The organism is Pseudomonadales bacterium, from assembly GCA_024234165.1.
Classification (GTDB): domain Bacteria; phylum Pseudomonadota; class Gammaproteobacteria; order Pseudomonadales; family UBA5518; genus UBA5518.
In genome coordinates this window covers 97,822-113,556 of the sequence record JACKOP010000003.1, presented here as the reverse complement: position 1 = coordinate 113,556, position 15,735 = coordinate 97,822, and the positions used below count along the sequence as shown (strand labels likewise).

Sequence of the window (15,735 nt, the reverse complement as noted above, 5' to 3'; positions counted from 1 at the left end):
AGCGGTGCAAGGGTGGCGCGTGCGTTCAGGGCGTCACTGGTTCGCCCGACAATTGTGCAATACGCTTGCGTGCGAATCTGGCCGCTGCCGAGTCGCCGCCCGCGACCTCCGCATAACGTGCGCGTGCCGTTGCCGTATCGCCGAGCCCGCGTGCGACTTCGGCGAGCCCCAGTGTGGCTTCCACACTCGGCAGCAGGCGGTTTGCGGCCAGCAGATCCTCGGCAGCAGGCTCGAGGTTGCCGCGAACCAGATGCAGCAGTCCGCGCAGCAGATGCGGACGGAAGAAGCCGGGGTTCAGTGCGATCGCGCGATTGAGGCCGGTGAATGCTGCGGCCGGACGTTGCAGCCCGGATGCAGCAACCGCCTGCAGTTCGTGGAACAGCGCTTCGCGCGGTTGCCGTCGCAGCGCGGCGTCGGCTGCTGCCAGAGCCTCTGCATACCGATCCGACTCCAGTGCGTCGAGTCCGCGGTCGTAGTGCGCATAGGCCGGTGAATCACGGCGAAGGCGTGCGATGCGGTCGTGGAAGCGTGCGTCACCGCGTTCCCCGCCACCGGGTTTCTGCGCGTTGCGCTGTGCGGCTTCGGCGCGCTCTGCCGACGCGTGATGGACGGCAAGGCTTGCGTAGCTCCGATCCGCTTCACCGGCCAGCATGGCCAGGTGCTGCAGCAGGTCCGCGAGTGCCAGGGGTGCGTAGCCGGCGCGCTCGAGCTGACGGCGCACCGCCTCGTCGATTGTCGAATCCTCGCGGGTGGGTGCCGGCTGCGGCACGGTTGCAGGCGGATGGGTACGCAGTGCCACCTGCTGCCATGCGGCACCGCTGTGCACGGGGCCGATCTCGACCAGCGCGCTCGCCGCGCCCGTGAGCAGCGGGTCCGGGGCAATGCCGGCGGGCTGCAGTGAACCTTCGATCGCCAGCGCGAGCAAGGCCGCCAGCTCGGCTTCGTCGTCCAGTGTCACGAGCAGGCCGCGCGTGATGGCGATCTTGCCGCCCGGCAGCGCCCACGCACCCGGCGCCGACTGGTCGAGCAGTGCGAACTCCCACTTGAACTCGGGGTGCTCGCTGAGGCGTGCCAGTGTGGTGCCGATTGCCGACACGTAGGCGCCGAGCGCGGGGTCCAGCGCCCAGGTGCCACCGATCCGTTGCTGCAGTACCACGAACAGGGCCGTACCGAGGCGCATGCGTTCGGCCGCATCCACTTCTGCGGCTGCAGACGGTCCCGTGCGTTGCGGGAGTCCGCAGCCGGGAATCAGCAGACCGATGGCAAGCAGCACCGCAAGGAAAGGCCGGATTCGCATGGCTTGCCTCATCGCAGCAGGTAGTCCGCAGCAATGCCCAGGAACACGGCGGCTCCGAAAAGGTTGTTGTTCAGGAATGCGCGAAAGCACGGCTCGCGTTGCCGGTTGCGCGCCAGATACTGCTGCCAGCCGAACAGGATGGCTCCGACCAGCAGCGCGACCGCGTACGGCGTTCCCATCCCGAACTGCCGTCCGGTCAGCCACAACAGCAGCAGCACCAGCACCTGCAGTATCGCGATCACGAACCGGTCTGCCGTACCGAACAGGATCGCGGTCGACTTCACGCCGATATGCAGATCGTCGTTGCGATCGACCATGGCATAGAAGGTGTCGTAGACCACGCTCCACAGGAGCGCGGCGCTGAACGGCACCCACAGCGCGGGCGGCAGTGCATCGCGTTCGGCAGCAAACGCCATCGGGATGCCCCAGGAAAACGCGACACCGAGTCCAAACTGCGGCAGGTGGGTAACGCGTTTCAGGTACGGATAGCCGATCGCAAACACCAGGCCCGCGACCGACAGCAGCACGGTGAGGGTGTTCGTCATGAGCACCAGCGCGAATGCAGCGAGCACCAGTACCGCGGCGAGAGCGAGTGCCTCGCGCTTGCTCACCCGGCCGGTGGCGAGCGGACGCTCGCGCGTGCGCTCGACAGCACCGTCGATATCGCGGTCGGCGAAATCGTTGGCGATGCATCCGGCCGAGCGCATCAGGAACACGCCCGCGGTGAAGATCAGCAGGTTCGCAGCCGAGGGCGTGCCTTCGGCGGCCAGCCACAACCCCCACCACGTCGGCCACAGCAGCAGGAAGCTGCCGATCGGGCGATCGAAACGGATCAGTTGCAGATACAGCGACAGGCGCTCGAGCAGGTTCATGTACCGGTCATTCGCGAAGGGCGCACGGATTATAGCGAGGGCAGTCGGCAGGCCGGCAGGAAGAACTCCGCAACCAGCAGCGGTGCGCCGTGCACGTGGAACACCGAACGCCTGCCCCATACCGGCGCAGCCCCGGCCAACGCGGCAGGCAGTACCCGGTGTGCGACGTCGATACGCGCCAGCTCGAACGGCGCACGGTGCAGTCCGCGGGTGGAAAACAGCAGCGCACCGAGCGAGCGCTCACCGAAGCGACGCAGGTGGCGAAGCCGTCCGCGCAGGGTCGTTGCCGGCAGGATGCTGCGGGCAAACACCCAGGGTTCGCCGGCGCATTCCAGCACCACTTCGCGTACCAGCGCGACTTCGTGTGCGCGCAGGCCCAGTGCATGGCGCTCCGATGTGCGCGGGCGTTGCCACTGCTGGTTCAGCACCCGCACGCGCAGACGGTTGCCACTGGCTGCCTGCAGGCGTGCGGTCAGCGAGCTTTCGTCGAGCAACCAGCTGCGGGTTCGCCGCGGCAGCTCGAGCGCATCGAAACGCCGCCAGGGCTTCCATGCAGGCTCGTCGGGGTGGATGCCCGCGGGTGGCGGTGGGTGCAATGCGCGTGTCTCCGTGAGACGAAACGCCGCAGATTCTATCCGGTTGCATGTCGGCTGAGCGTGTCGCAAAACATTACGAGACGTGTCGTCACGCGCGGATCACGTGAACGCTCGTCGAAGTCCGCAGGATCGTGCTGCCCGGAGAGTCAACCGGCAGCGAGGCGCGCCGGAGCGAGCATCGGATCGCGTGCCAGCGGCTCGATGCGCAGCGCCAGGCCGGTATCGATACCAAGCACGCAGGCTTCGGGCAGCAGCCGCCAGGCATCCCCGGGCGTAATCGGCTCCGATGCCACCTCGACCGCTCGATACGCTGCACAGGAGGAGCGTTCGACGTGCGACTGGCCGCATTGGTGGCAGGAACCTGCTGTGTCGTGCTCCAGGAACCAGAGGCTGCGACCGTAGCGCGAAGCGACCATCTGTTCGCCGTCGGTCAGCAGCACGTTGAGACCGATCGGGCAATCCGGTGCAAGCTCATGGCACCAGTCCAGCACCTGCGCGATGCCGTCACGAGTCGTGGCCAGCAAATCGGCCCTGCGCTCGCGCGACCACCGTGACAGCAGGTAGTGAAACAGGTGCTCGCTGTCGGTTTGCCCGCGGATCGCGGTGCGGTGCCGCTGCGCGGTCGCGGCGAGCAGCCGGGGTTTCAGGCGATCGAAGGCGGGGAGCGTACCGTTGTGTGCGAACGTGAAGCGTCCGTGACGGAACGGGTGGGTGTTGTCCACGCTGAGCGAACCCACGGTGGCGCGGCGCACATGAGCCAGCACCGCGCGGGAGCGGATCTGCGCCACCCGCTGCGGAAATTGTTCGCCGTCATACGCGGCCCAGGCCTGGCGTTCGACCACCGGGCCCCGATTCGTGTACTCGGCCACGCCCCAGCCGTGTGCGTGCTGTACGCCGTCCGCATCACCCGCACTTTGGCGCATGAGGTTGTTCTGTGAACAGGCGAGACTGCACCCGACCCGGGTGGGTTCGCTGGCGAGCAGGGCATACAGCCGGCACATGTGGTGTGGACTCCACGCAATCCTCCTTATACCTAATCGTTGCGCGGGCATTTCGCAAGGCCGCACGATCCGGTTGCGACAAATATCCGAAACTGTTCACGGTTCGCGGACTTCCGGCCTCCCGCCGTCCCGCTGGCGAGGGTGTCGAAGCCCATGGTGCGGCGGCGTGGTGACACAGCTTCGCACCGGTCCTGCTCCACCCTCTCGAGCCGTGTCGGGCGTTACGGCAACGGCAGTTGGTCGACCTGCGCCAGGCTGTCGATGACGTGCTCGGGGACGGCGTTGCCGCCACCACCGCCGGCGGCGCCGGTCAGGCTGCAAAGCACCCGGCTTCCTGCAGCCACTACTCCGGCATCGATGGCCTTCACCACACCCGCCAGCGCCAACAGGCCCGCCTTTTCGACGACTTCGCCGTTGCGTATCGCCACCAGCACGCCGTTATCGTGCAGCAGTTGCAGCGGCGTGCGGCCATCGAAGCGCCTGGAGAGAAACTCGTCCAGCTCGCTGGCATCCACGGTCGTCATGCTGCCGCCGCTGTTCACGAGCACCCGTTCCAGCGCGGCGAATGTGCCGTGGGTCTGTGGCTTCTCGTCATACATCACCGAGACGAGCAGCGGCTCGTCGCGCTCGGGAATGGTCGCCACGCCGCCGATACTCGCCAGCCAGGCCCGGTACATCGGGCAATTGGATGCCTGCTGCACCCCGAGGAAGCGCGGCAGGAGCTCGAACTCCCCGCGATGGCGCATCAGCGCCCGGTAGATACCGATCGGCCCGAAACCCGCGCTGATGGTCTGCGCCAACCAGTCGAAGCAATTGCCGGCAAGCATCTGCTCGAGAATGAAAAAACCGCGGAACATGGCGGCTTCGAGGCGCCACTCGACGCGTGGGACGAGCGTGAGGCCGCGCTGTTGCGCGAAGCGGTGGGTCGCTTCCTTGACCATGCCGCGGATTTTCACCGCGATCAGATGGCTGGTCGGATTTGCAAACACCTCACCGTTCAACAGGGGCAGGTTGGCTTGTGGCACGAAACAGAAGGTTTCGATCCCCAGTCGCTGACAGTAGGCAGCCAACGCGGTACCGCTGTTCCCGCCCGACTCGAGCACCACGCGCAGATGGCCGGCGAGCCTGCAGTGAGCGGCCGTCACGCAGCCATCGATGGACTTGAAGGTGCGCGTGTGCATGAGGGAGCTTTCATCGAGCAGATGAATTGCCACTCCGCGATGTTCGAAGAGCGGGAACAGGCGCACGCCTTCCTGTACGCTCGCCCGCGCCAGCCAGTCGTGGAATTGCCTCCGCGTGCGTGCATCCAGTTCGTCGCCCGATGCGGCGAGATAGCGCCTGACCAGACTGGTCTCTGCCGAATGGCGATTGTCTATGAACGGTGCGAAGCTGTTTGTCATCGTGTTTCCGTCGGGCACGTCGAGAGTTCGCACGATAGCCAGCGAGTGCTGGTGAGACAACGAAACATCGGACGACCATCGATCCTGCGGATCGATCCGGCGGATTCGCTCGGTCGGTCGGGCTGCGCGTACAATGCTAGGATTCCCGTGACGCCATGCGCGGCTCGACATCCTCGGGCGGCACGTGCGCCGCGACAACGAATCATGGCGGGAGTCGAGTGATGGCACGGTGGGAATGCATCGTCTGCGGCTGGGTTTACGATGAGGAAAAAGGCTGGCCCGACGACGGCATTGCACCGGGTACGCCGTGGGAGCAGGTGCCGGAAGATTTTCTTTGCCCGGAGTGTGGTGCCCCGAAGGAAGACTTCGTGCTGCTCGACTCGCCCGGCACCGTGGAGACCGCAACCAGGCAGGCTGCTCCGCCACAGCCGCGTCGGCTGGTCGTGATCGGTACCGGGCTGGCGGGCTATTCCTTCGCACGGGAGTTCCGCAAGCTCGACACCAGCACGCCACTCTTGCTGATCACGGCCGATGACGGACGCGCCTACTCCAAGCCGATGCTGTCGACCGGATTCACGCGGGCGCTGGAAGCGGAGCAACTCGCTACGGCAGACGCGAACACGATGGCGGAGACGCTGGACGCGACGATCCGTACCCATGCGCGCGTGACAGCGATCGATACGGTCCGACGCGAACTGCAACTTGCCGACGGTTCGGTCGAAGCCTGGGAAAGGCTGGTCATCGCGTGGGGCGCAGAAGTCGTCCAGCCACCGCTCGCAGGCGACGCAGCCCTGCAGGTGCACGCCGTCAACAACCTGCAGGACTACGCGAAGTGGCGTGGTGCGCTCGCCAATGGCAAGGCCGGTAAGGTATTGCTGATCGGTGCCGGGCTGATCGGCAGCGAATTCTGCAATGACCTCGCCAACGCCGGCATCAGCACCGAAGTCGTCGATCCACTCGGCTGGTGCGTGGCGACGTTGCTGCCGGAACCTCTGGGGCGCGCGCTGCAACATGCGCTGGAGGCGCGGGGTGCTCGTTTCCATTTCGGCACCGTGGTGCGCTCGGTCGATCAGGCGCGACCCGGAGCCGGCATCGTCGCCACGCTGGCCGATGGGCGGCGTGTGGAAGCCGACCTGGCACTGTCGGCAGTGGGTGTGCGTCCGCATATTGCGTTGGCGCGCACCGCAGGCCTTGCAGTGAATCGGGGCATCGTGGTCGACCGGCTGCTGCAGGCCAGCGTGCGCGGGGTGTATGTGCTTGGCGATTGCGCCGAGGTGGAGGGCCATGTCCTGCACCATGTGGCGCCGCTGATGGCGTGTGCGCGCAGCCTGGCGCAAACGCTTGCGGGCAACCCGGTTGCGGTTGGCTACCCCGGAATGGCGGTCACGCTGAAGACGCCGGCCTGCCCGCTGGTCGTTGCAGCACCGCCAGCCGCTGCAGACGGTGCGTGGTCGATCACCGGAACGGCCCCGGACTTCATCGCCGAATTCCGCAGTCCCGACGGGGTGCTGCGCGGCTTCGCGCTGAGCGGTGCCGAAGTCGAGCACAAGGCACGGCTGCAGCTCGAACTGCCACCGTTGCTGGCCTGAAACCGGGTTGTTCGCGTGCGGCGTGAGTCACCTCAGGCCGCAAGATCACGGGCGATCGCAGCGAGCTGCTCGCGAGCGCTGCGGATGTACTCGCTGACTTCGAGTGCGGCGCCGCGATCGATGCCGAGCGCGGCGAAGGCCTGATCCGGCAGCGGTTCCAGCGGTGCGCTGCCGATGCCGTGCTGGCGCAGCAGACGCGTTGCGACCTGCAGCACCCTCGCTGCCGTCTCGTGTTCACCCGCCTGTTCCGGCGCGTGCTGGAAGCGCAGCGTGGCACACACCGCTTCCGGCAGATGCCAGAAGCGCATCAGCCGGGCCGCCATCTGTTCGCGCGTGACGCCAAGCAGGAAACGCTCCACGTACCAGTGCCCGAGGTGCGGGTTGGCGTCGGTATAGCGACATACCAGTTGCATCTGCGGCTTGAACAGTTCGCCGAGAATCAGCGCGCCGAAGTTGTGCAGCAGACCACTCAGATACATATACCCCAACGGGGGACGCAGGGTCGACGGCATCGCTTTCGCAAGGCCTTCGGCCATCGCAGCGCCGTGGACCGCCTGCACCCAGTACGTGCGATAGCCGTGTGGACCATCAGCACTCATTCGCATCGTCTTGCCGAGGGCAAGGCCGAGTGCGAGATTCATCACGAGATCGAAGCCGAGAACGCGGACGATCGCATCCTGGATCGACCGGACCTTGCCGGGTGCGGCGTAATACGGTGACGAGGCCCAGCTCACGACCTGCGCGGCGAGCGCCGGGTCGATCTCCACCACGCGGGCAAGATCACTGACGCTCGCGTACGGGTCGGCACTGATGCGGATGATGCGGTGTGCGATCTCGGGCAGCGGCGGAAAGTCGAGGGTGTCTTCCAGGCGTCGCTCGACGCGGCGCGAGGTGAAGCGTGCGACCGCGTTGCCGATGTCATTGTCGTCATCCGATGCATCGATGCCGCCCGGATCGATGGTGCTCAGTGCAACGCAGAAATCCGCGCTGCTGCAGGTCTCGTGCTCGAGCAGCGCAGCGAAATGTGCTGCCGGCATGCGTATGCGCACGCCGGCTGCGTCGAGTTCGAGTTCGCCGCGCGAACAAAGCGAACGATCCGCGATGATCGGCAGTTGCAGCACTCGCGGCAGGGCGGGAAGTGATGGCAAGCCCTGTGCCGCACAGCACGCAGCGACGGTTGCCTCGTCGGCTGCAAGCAGTTCACGGCCACTGAAACGGTTCAACGCTTCAAGGTCGAGCAGCGCGTCGGCCGGCATCAGGATCAGCACCGGTCCGACCGCATCCTGCAGCAGGGTTGCCTGCACCCTCGTGACGGTGCCTGGTTCAGTTGCTGCGGCCAGCGTCCAGTGGGTTGCTCCGTCATCGAGCACGCGGCTCACGGATTGCGCCAATTGCATCGTTGTCATTCCTGGCCCGATGCGCCAAGTGTAGTTGAAGGTCTGCGTGGGCACACGGAGCCACCGCGGACGGCTGTGCGGCCAGCAGCTTCAGGCATCGGCGTAGCGTGTGCGCCCGGGAATCCAGCGTTCGAGCAGCGGTGCGACGAGCTCGGCATGGTGCTCCAGCAACTGCATGGCGGCTGAGCGTACTTCGGGCAGCAGCACGGCGTCACGTTGCGGATCCGCGAAGCGCAAACCCATCAGTCCGGTCTGACGCGTTCCCAGCAGTTCCCCGGGACCACGCAGTGCGAGGTCGCGCTCGGCGAGCACGAAACCATCGCTGGTATCACGCATCGCCTCGAGGCGCGCGCGCCCGAGGTGTGACAGCGGCGGCTGGTAGAGCAGCACGCAGTGGCTGGCGATGCTGCCGCGTCCGACACGACCACGCAACTGATGCAACTGCGCGAGCCCGAGCCGCTCGGCGTTCTCGATGATCATCAGAGAGGCGCGTGGTACGTCCACGCCGACCTCGATCACCGTGGTCGCCACCAGCAAGTCGATCTCGCCGCGCTTGAACGCGTCCATCGTCGCGAGCCGCTCGCGTGTCGGTATGCGACCGTGGACCAGGCCGACACGAAGTTGTGGCAACTGCGCGGCGAGTTCGCCGGCGGTGGCTGCCGCGGCCTGCGCCTGCAGGGTTTCGGATTCCTCGATCAGCGTGCAGACCCAATACGCCTGACGACCTTCGGCACAGGCTGCACGTACGCGCTCGACGACATCCGCACGCCGCGTGTTTGCCAGCACCGCGGTGGTCACGGGCGTGCGTCCCGGTGGCAGCTCATCGATCAGCGAGTAGTCGAGATCGGCGTAAGCGGTCATCGCCAGCGTGCGCGGGATCGGGGTTGCCGTCATCACCAGCTGGTGTGGTGCAACGCTGTCGCTGTTCCCCTTGTCGCGCAGCGCAAGCCGCTGGTGTACGCCGAAGCGGTGCTGTTCGTCGATGATCACCAGGCCGAGACGGGAAAAGCGCACCTGCTCCTGGAACAGGGCCTGCGTCCCGACCGCGAGGTGGATCGTGCCGTCGGCAATCCCGCCGATCGCTGCGCGCCGCCGTTGTGCCGACAGTCGCCCGCCGAGCAGCACGCAACGCAGGCCGAGCGGTTCGAGCCATGCTGAAAAACTGCGCTGATGCTGTTCGGCGAGCAGCTCGGTGGGAGCCATGATCGCTACCTGCCAGCCTGCGCCGATCGTGGTCAGCGCCGCGAGCGCCGCCACCAGCGTCTTGCCACAGCCGACGTCACCCTGCACCAGCCGCAGCATCGGGTGGCCACTGACGAGGTCGCTGCGGATCTCCTCGCTGACCCGCACCTGCGCCGCGGTTGGACGGAACGTGAGATTCTCCAGCAGACGCCTGCCGAGCCGTCCGTCGTCGTGCAGCACCGGTGCGGCCTGCGTGCGTGCCCGCTGGCGGATCAGCAGCAATCCGAGCTGGTGTGCGAGCAGCTCTTCGGTGGCCAGTCGCTGCTGGTATGGATGAGTGCCGCCCATGAGCTGCGCGACGGGTGCATCGGGCGGTGGGCGATGCAGGTAGTGCAATGCCGCTGCAAGTGGCACTGCCGCCGTGTGGGAGCCGGTGGGAAGCAGCTCGGCAAGGCTGCCATCGTCGAGCATTTTCAATGCCTGCGACGTAAGCGAGCGCCAACTGCCCTGGTGCAGGCCTTCGGTGCTTGGATAGATCGGCGTGAGGCCGGGCTCGGCACCGGAGTCGGCCTCGTCGGTCAATACCCGATATTCCGGATGGTAGATCTCGATACCGTTGCGCCCGCGGCGTGCTTCACCGAAACAGAGCAGGCGTGTGGCGGAATCCAGGTTGCGTTGTTGGGCGGCGCTGAAATGATAAAAGCGCAGCGTGATCACGCCGCTGGGGTCACCGAGCAGGCACACCAGGCTGCGGCGGCGTCCGGACTCGACGCGCAGTTCGAGCACCCGACCTGCCACGAGCGCCTCGACGCCGGGGCGCAAGGTGCCGATCGGGACTATCCGCGTCCGATCCTGGTAGCGCAGCGGCAGGTGAAACAGCACATCGGCAACGCTGCGGATGCCGAGCGTGGCCAGGCGTGCGTCGAGTTGCGGCCCGACTCCGTGCAGCGCGCTGACGGGCACACGCTCGAGAGCGGGTCTGGCGGGTGCGCGATCCTGGGGCAAGCGACTGGCTGATCCGGTGACTCAACTGCGGTATGTGATCATAACCGACCGCAGCCGCAGAGAGCTCGTGGCTCAGGGCTTCAGCGTCATCGTGGCCTCGATCTCGACCAGCGCACCACGCGGCAGCGCGGCGACCTGCACGCAGGCACGTGCTGGGTACGGTTCGCTGCAGTGACGCGCCATCACCGCATTCACGGCGCTGAAATCGGCCAGATCGGTCAGGTAGATGTTCACCTTCACGAACTGGTTCAGATCACCACCAGCGGCACGTGCGACGGCGGCGAGATTGCGGAATACCTGCTCGGCCTGTGCTGCTGCGTCACCCGGCACCAGCTCCATCGTTGCCGGATCGAGTGGAATCTGTCCCGAGAGCCAGACCGTATCGTTGACCTTCACCGCCTGCGAGTAAGGCCCAATCGCCTGCGGGGCTTCGCTGGAATGGATGACTGCGCGGTTGCTCATCGGGTTTCCTCGGAATGGGTTGGAACCGGCTTCAGTGCCGGACTCGCGTGACTTTCATCACCAGATTCTGGGTGCGGATACGACGCATGATGCGTGCGAGCGCAACCCGGTTAGCCACACCGACCACGAGGCGGATCTGGCTGATGCGTGCGTCACGCTCCTCCATGTCGATCTTCTCGATGTTCACGTCCATCGCACTGATGCGGTTCGCGAGCGCGGCGATCACGCCCTTCTGGTTTTCGAGCTCGACCAGCAGCTCGACATCGAATTCGCCGCTGACATCCTCGGCCCAGCGCAGTTGCGTGCAGCGCTCCGGGTCGGCGACGAACTCGGCGATGTTGTTGCAGTTCTCGCGGTGCACGACCATCCCGCGCCCGGCACTGATGTGCCCTACGATCGCGTCTCCCGGAATCGGATAGCAACACTTCGCGAAGTTGAGCACCATGCCTTCGGTGCCATGGATCGTTAGCGGCGCCAGGTCGCTGCCGGGTGAGCCGGTCGTCAGTTCGCTGATGCCGAGCAGGTGCCTGGCGGTCAGCAGCGCGACACGGTTGCCCAGCCCGATCTCTTCGAGGATGCCGTCCAATGACGGACGCTTCGTTTCGAGCAGCAGTTGCTCGACCGCGCCTGTCCCGAGCGTTGCGCGGATGCTGCTGCCAAGACCGCCGAGCGCCTTGTCGAGCAACCGGCGTCCCAGCTCGATCGATTCCGATCGTTGCTGGCTCTTCAGATGGTGGCGGATGTTGGTGCGCGCCTTGGCGGTGACCACGAAGCTGAGCCACGTTGCGTTCGGGTTTGCGCGTGGTGCAGTGACTATTTCCACGGTCTGGCCGCTCTGCAACCGGGTGCTGAGCGGAGCGAGGTTGCGATCGATGCGGCAGGCGACGCAGCTGTTGCCGATGTCGGTGTGCACGGCGTAGGCGAAGTCGACTGCCGTTGCGCCCTTCGGCAGCTCGAAGATCTCGCCGCGCGGTGTGAACACGTAGACCTCGTCGGGAAACAGGTCGATCTTCATGCTCTCGATGAATTCCAGCGAATTGCCGGCCCGCTGCTGCATTTCCAGCAATCCCTGCACCCACTGGCGTGCGCGCGAGTGGCCACCGCCCTGTCGCTCCGAGCTGCTGGACTTGTACAGCCAGTGTGCCGCAATCCCGTTGTTCGCCATTTCCTCCATGTCGGAGGTGCGGATCTGGATCTCGATCGGTACACCGTGCATGCCGAACAGCACGGTATGCAGTGACTGGTAGCCGTTGGCCTTCGGGATGGCGATGTAATCCTTGAAATGCCCGGGTACTGGCTTGTAGAGGTTGTGCATGACACCGAGCACGCGGTAGCAGGTGTCGACATTCTCGACCACGATACGAAATGCGAACACGTCCATGATCTCGGCGAACGACTTGCCCTTGCTGCGCATCTTGCGATAGATGCTGTAGAGGTGCTTCTCGCGACCGATCACGCGCGCGCTGATTCCTTCGTCGCGCAGCCGGACTTCGATCTTGCGCTGGATCTGGCTCACCAACTCCTTGCGGTTGCCGCGCGCCTTGCGTACCGCAGCTCCGATGCGTCGTGCGCGCATCGGGTGGAGTACGGCAAAACCGAGATCCTCGAACTCCAGGCGCAGGTTGTTCATCCCGAGTCGCAGCGCGATCGGGGCGTAGATTTCCAGCGTCTCTGCAGCGATGCGCCGGCGTTTCTCGGGCTTCAGCACATCCAGCGTGCGCATGTTGTGCAGGCGGTCGGCAAGCTTCACGAGGATCACGCGGATATCGCGTGCCATCGCCATCGCCATCTTCTGAAAGTTCTCTGCCTGCGCTTCCGCACGCGAGGCGGTTTCGAACAGTGAGAGCTTGCTGACACCGTCGACCAGTTCGGCCACCGGCGGGCCGAACTGTGTTGCCAGTGCTTCCTTCGGGATCCCGGTGTCCTCGATCACGTCGTGCAGCAGCGCGGCGATCAGGCTCTGGTGATCCATCCGCATGTCCGCAAGGATCGTGGCGACCGCGAGCGGATGGGTGACGTAGGGCTGCCCGGTGCGTCGCACCTGGCCATCGTGCGCCTGCTCTGCGAAATAGTACGCACGGCGTACCGCGTCGACCTGCTCGGGAGCGAGGTAACCGCGGAGTCTGTCGGTCAGCGTGCCAAGCTGTTGCATGCAACGGACTCGCGTGGGCAGGCTACGCGAGGTGCGGGGCGATGACCCCGGGCGGTCACAGGTTGGCCGCGTCGACCTGCGCTTCGAGCAGTTCTTCGAAAGAGGGTTCGATCCTTTCCTCGAAGATCTCGGGCCCGATCAGCCCCTCCTCGATCTCGCGCAGTGCGATCACCGTGGGCTTGTCCGATTCTGCGTGCACCAGCGGTTCCTTGCCGCCGGTGGCAAGCTGGCGGGCGCGCTTTGCCGCGAGCATCACCAGTTCGAAGCGGTTATCGACCTTGTCGAGGCATTCCTCTACCGTAATACGTGCCATGGGGTGTACCTGTAGCGTCTGTAGGGCGCCGGCGTCCGGGTCGGCGCGGGGGCGAGGATTCTAGCAGAGTCTCTCAGGGCCCAGACAGCAGGTTGGCGATCAGGCCGTCGAGTCGCACCGTCTGTGCCGGGCAGCGCAGGCGATTGGTTCGCAGGATCGCACGCAAGTCATCCAGGGCCGATTCGAATCGGTCATTGACGATGATGTAGTCGGCTTCGCCATGGTGCGACATCTCGCTGACCGCCTCGCGCATCCGGTTGGCGATGACTTCATCGTCGTCCTGGTTGCGTGTGCGCAGGCGTGCCTCCAGTGTCGCGCGTGATGGCGGCAGAATGTAGATCGACTGTGCAGCGGCGACCCGTTCGCGCACCTGGCGTGCGCCCTGCCAGTCGATCTCGAGGATCACGTCGATTCCGATCGCGAGGTTGTGCAGCACCTGGGCGCGCGAGGTTCCATAGCGGTTGCCGAACACCGTCGCGCATTCGAGAAAGTCGTTGCGCGCCAGCATTGCATCGAACAGCTCGTGCGAGACGAAATGGTAATTCACACCGTCGGTTTCGCCGGGGCGGCGCTCGCGTGTGGTGTGCGATACGGAGACCCGCAGGCCGGGATCGCCGGCGACCAGCGCCGCGACCAGACTGGTTTTGCCGGCACCGGAAGGCGCCGACACGGTATACAGCGTGCCAGTGGCGATGCCTGTATTCATTCGATGTTCTGTACCTGTTCGCGCATCTGCTCGATCAGCACCTTCAGCTCGACCGCCGAGCGGGTGGTCGGTGCCGAAAGGGATTTTGACGCCAGAGTGTTCGCCTCGCGGTTGAACTCCTGCATCAGAAAGTCGAGCCGTCTTCCGCAGCAACCGCCTGTCGCGAGGCTGTGACGCGTCTCGTGCACGTGTGATTGCAGTCGATCGAGCTCTTCGGCGACGTCGGAGCGCGCTGCCAGCAGCACGATTTCCTGCTCCAGGCGTTGTGCGTCGATCGTGGCGCCCAGCTCGGCGGTGCGCTCCCGCAGTCGTTGGCGATGGGTGTCGAGGATGCTCGGCAACCCGCTGCGAATCTCGCCCACGATCGTGTCGATACGCGCCAGTCGTTGTTCGAGTTGCGCCGCGAGCGTTGCACCCTCCCGCGTGCGCATGGCGACCAGATCGCCGAGCGTCTCGTCGAGCAAGCCGAGTACCCCGTGCGCAACCTCATCCTCGTCGGGCTGCTGTTCCGCGATCACGCCCGGCCAGCGCAACACGTCGAGAGCGTTCGGCGTGCCCAGTGGCCCCATCAGCGTACAGACGTGTGTCGAGGCCGCGTGCAGGCGACGCACGAAGTCGTCGTCGATCGCCAGGGATCCCGGCGTGGTGCGCCCTGCGTGCAGCCGCAAGTTGCAGTCGACCTTGCCGCGCCCGATGCGTTCGCGCAGCAGTTCACGCGACGGCATCTCGATGTGGCGTGCCGATTCGGGGAGTCGTACCTGCGCTTCGAGATAGCGATGATTGACCGAGCGGACTTCCCACGACAGGGAGCCCCATGGAAAAACCCTCTCACGTCGCGCGAACGCCGTCATGCTCTGGATTGCTGGCAAACTTCGCCTCCGGTGGCCTTGCCACATTGTAATCATGCCACCCGCATAAATCATGCGCCGGGCGGCGTGTGTATAATCGCGCGCCCCGACCCTGCAGCATTCCGGAGTACCGATCATGGAACGACCCAGTGGACGTCGTCCGGACCAGCTTCGCCAGGTACGCTTCACGCGCGCGTTCACGCGCCATGCAGAAGGTTCGGTGCTGGTCGAGTACGGCGACACGCGCGTGATCTGTACTGCCAGCGTCGAGCGGGGCGTGCCGCGTTTCATGCGTGGCGAAGGTCGCGGCTGGCTTACGGCAGAGTACGGCATGCTGCCGCGAGCCACCAACACTCGCACCGAGCGCGAGTCGGCCCGTGGCAAGCAGGGTGGGCGAACCGTCGAGATCCAGCGCCTGATCGGCCGCTCGCTGCGTTCCGCGCTCGATCTTGCGAAGCTCGGCGAGAACACGATCATCGTCGATTGCGACGTGATCCAGGCCGACGGTGGTACGCGCACCGCCGCGATCACCGGTGCCTGCGTGGCGTTGGTGGACGCGCTGACAGTCGGGCGGCGCAAGCGCATGATCGCCGAGGATCCGCTGCGGCACCTGGTGGCTTCGGTATCGGTGGGCATCTGCGGTGGGCGTGCGGTACTCGATCTCGACTACGCAGAGGATTCGAATGCGGAAACCGACATGAACGTGATCATGACCGAGCACGGTGACTTCGTCGAAGTACAGGGAACGGCTGAGGGACGCCCGTTTCGAGGCGACGAACTGCAGCAGATGCTCGAACTGGCGTCCCGGGGAACCGAAAACCTGGTACGTGTGCAGAAGATGGCGCTGAGCACGCCGTTGCCCGGGAAATAGGCAAGCCGCCATCGTCTCCGGACACGCCGTCTGCGACGGTGAAA

At 65.6% G+C, this 15,735-nt stretch carries 14 protein-coding genes; 2 read left to right on the top strand and 12 right to left on the bottom strand.

The features are described 5' to 3' along the window. Nucleotides 1-25: 25 nt before the first annotated feature. The 5 genes from H7A12_09840 to H7A12_09820 form a co-directional block, all read right to left on the bottom strand. Nucleotides 26-1,297: a M48 family metalloprotease gene (locus tag H7A12_09840; GenBank protein ID MCP5321109.1), complete on the bottom strand. Its 1,272-nt coding sequence runs from the start codon at nucleotides 1,295-1,297 to the stop codon at nucleotides 26-28. An 8-nt stretch (nucleotides 1,298-1,305) separates the two neighbouring features. Further along, complete coding sequence (gene ubiA, locus H7A12_09835; protein MCP5321108.1) at nucleotides 1,306-2,169, bottom strand: 4-hydroxybenzoate octaprenyltransferase; 864 nt, start codon at nucleotides 2,167-2,169, stop codon at nucleotides 1,306-1,308. Between the two features lie 29 nt (nucleotides 2,170-2,198). After that, nucleotides 2,199-2,765, bottom strand: a complete 567-nt coding sequence (locus H7A12_09830; GenBank protein MCP5321107.1) for a chorismate lyase — start codon at nucleotides 2,763-2,765, stop codon at nucleotides 2,199-2,201. Between the two features lie 146 nt (nucleotides 2,766-2,911). Next, the gene (locus tag H7A12_09825; GenBank protein MCP5321106.1) at nucleotides 2,912-3,766 is read right to left on the bottom strand and encodes a class II glutamine amidotransferase; all 855 of its coding nucleotides are present in this window, start codon (nucleotides 3,764-3,766) and stop codon (nucleotides 2,912-2,914) included. Between the two features lie 221 nt (nucleotides 3,767-3,987). After that, nucleotides 3,988-5,364 carry a pyridoxal-phosphate dependent enzyme gene (locus tag H7A12_09820; protein MCP5321105.1) on the bottom strand — a complete coding sequence of 459 codons (1,377 nt, stop codon included), beginning with the start codon at nucleotides 5,362-5,364 and terminating at the stop codon, nucleotides 3,988-3,990. Between the two features lie 23 nt (nucleotides 5,365-5,387). Here H7A12_09820 and H7A12_09815 point away from each other — a divergent pair, with 23 nt between their 5' ends. Next, on the top strand, nucleotides 5,388-6,755 hold the full coding sequence (locus H7A12_09815; protein ID MCP5321104.1) for an FAD-dependent oxidoreductase: 1,368 nt from the start codon (nucleotides 5,388-5,390) through the stop codon (nucleotides 6,753-6,755). Nucleotides 6,756-6,787: 32 nt separating this feature from the next. On the opposite strand, the gene H7A12_09810 is transcribed toward H7A12_09815, so the two are convergent. From H7A12_09810 to H7A12_09780, 7 genes are all read right to left on the bottom strand, one after another. Next, the gene (locus tag H7A12_09810; GenBank protein ID MCP5321103.1) at nucleotides 6,788-8,152 is read right to left on the bottom strand and encodes an HDOD domain-containing protein; all 1,365 of its coding nucleotides are present in this window, start codon (nucleotides 8,150-8,152) and stop codon (nucleotides 6,788-6,790) included. 90 nt (nucleotides 8,153-8,242) lie between these two features. Next, nucleotides 8,243-10,339, bottom strand: a complete 2,097-nt coding sequence (gene recG, locus H7A12_09805; GenBank protein ID MCP5321102.1) for an ATP-dependent DNA helicase RecG — start codon at nucleotides 10,337-10,339, stop codon at nucleotides 8,243-8,245. Between the two features lie 72 nt (nucleotides 10,340-10,411). After that, on the bottom strand, nucleotides 10,412-10,801 hold the full coding sequence (locus H7A12_09800; GenBank protein ID MCP5321101.1) for a RidA family protein: 390 nt from the start codon (nucleotides 10,799-10,801) through the stop codon (nucleotides 10,412-10,414). 31 nt (nucleotides 10,802-10,832) lie between these two features. Continuing rightward, a complete protein-coding gene (gene spoT / locus H7A12_09795; GenBank protein MCP5321100.1) occupies nucleotides 10,833-12,953 on the bottom strand; it encodes a bifunctional GTP diphosphokinase/guanosine-3',5'-bis pyrophosphate 3'-pyrophosphohydrolase in 2,121 nt (706 codons plus the stop codon). Between the two features lie 55 nt (nucleotides 12,954-13,008). After that, the gene (rpoZ, locus tag H7A12_09790; protein MCP5321099.1) at nucleotides 13,009-13,266 is read right to left on the bottom strand and encodes a DNA-directed RNA polymerase subunit omega; all 258 of its coding nucleotides are present in this window, start codon (nucleotides 13,264-13,266) and stop codon (nucleotides 13,009-13,011) included. 73 nt (nucleotides 13,267-13,339) lie between these two features. After that, nucleotides 13,340-13,972 (bottom strand): guanylate kinase, encoded by a 633-nt coding sequence (gene gmk, locus H7A12_09785; GenBank protein ID MCP5321098.1) that lies wholly within the window; start codon nucleotides 13,970-13,972, stop codon nucleotides 13,340-13,342. After that, on the bottom strand, nucleotides 13,969-14,823 hold the full coding sequence (locus H7A12_09780) for a YicC family protein (GenBank protein ID MCP5321097.1): 855 nt from the start codon (nucleotides 14,821-14,823) through the stop codon (nucleotides 13,969-13,971). The genes gmk and H7A12_09780 overlap by 4 nt, the downstream gene beginning before the upstream one ends. Nucleotides 14,824-14,956: 133 nt before the next feature. Here H7A12_09780 and rph point away from each other — a divergent pair, with 133 nt between their 5' ends. Continuing rightward, nucleotides 14,957-15,691, top strand: coding sequence for a ribonuclease PH (gene rph / locus H7A12_09775; protein ID MCP5321096.1), 735 nt, complete (start codon nucleotides 14,957-14,959; stop codon nucleotides 15,689-15,691). Nucleotides 15,692-15,735: the final 44 nt, after the last annotated feature.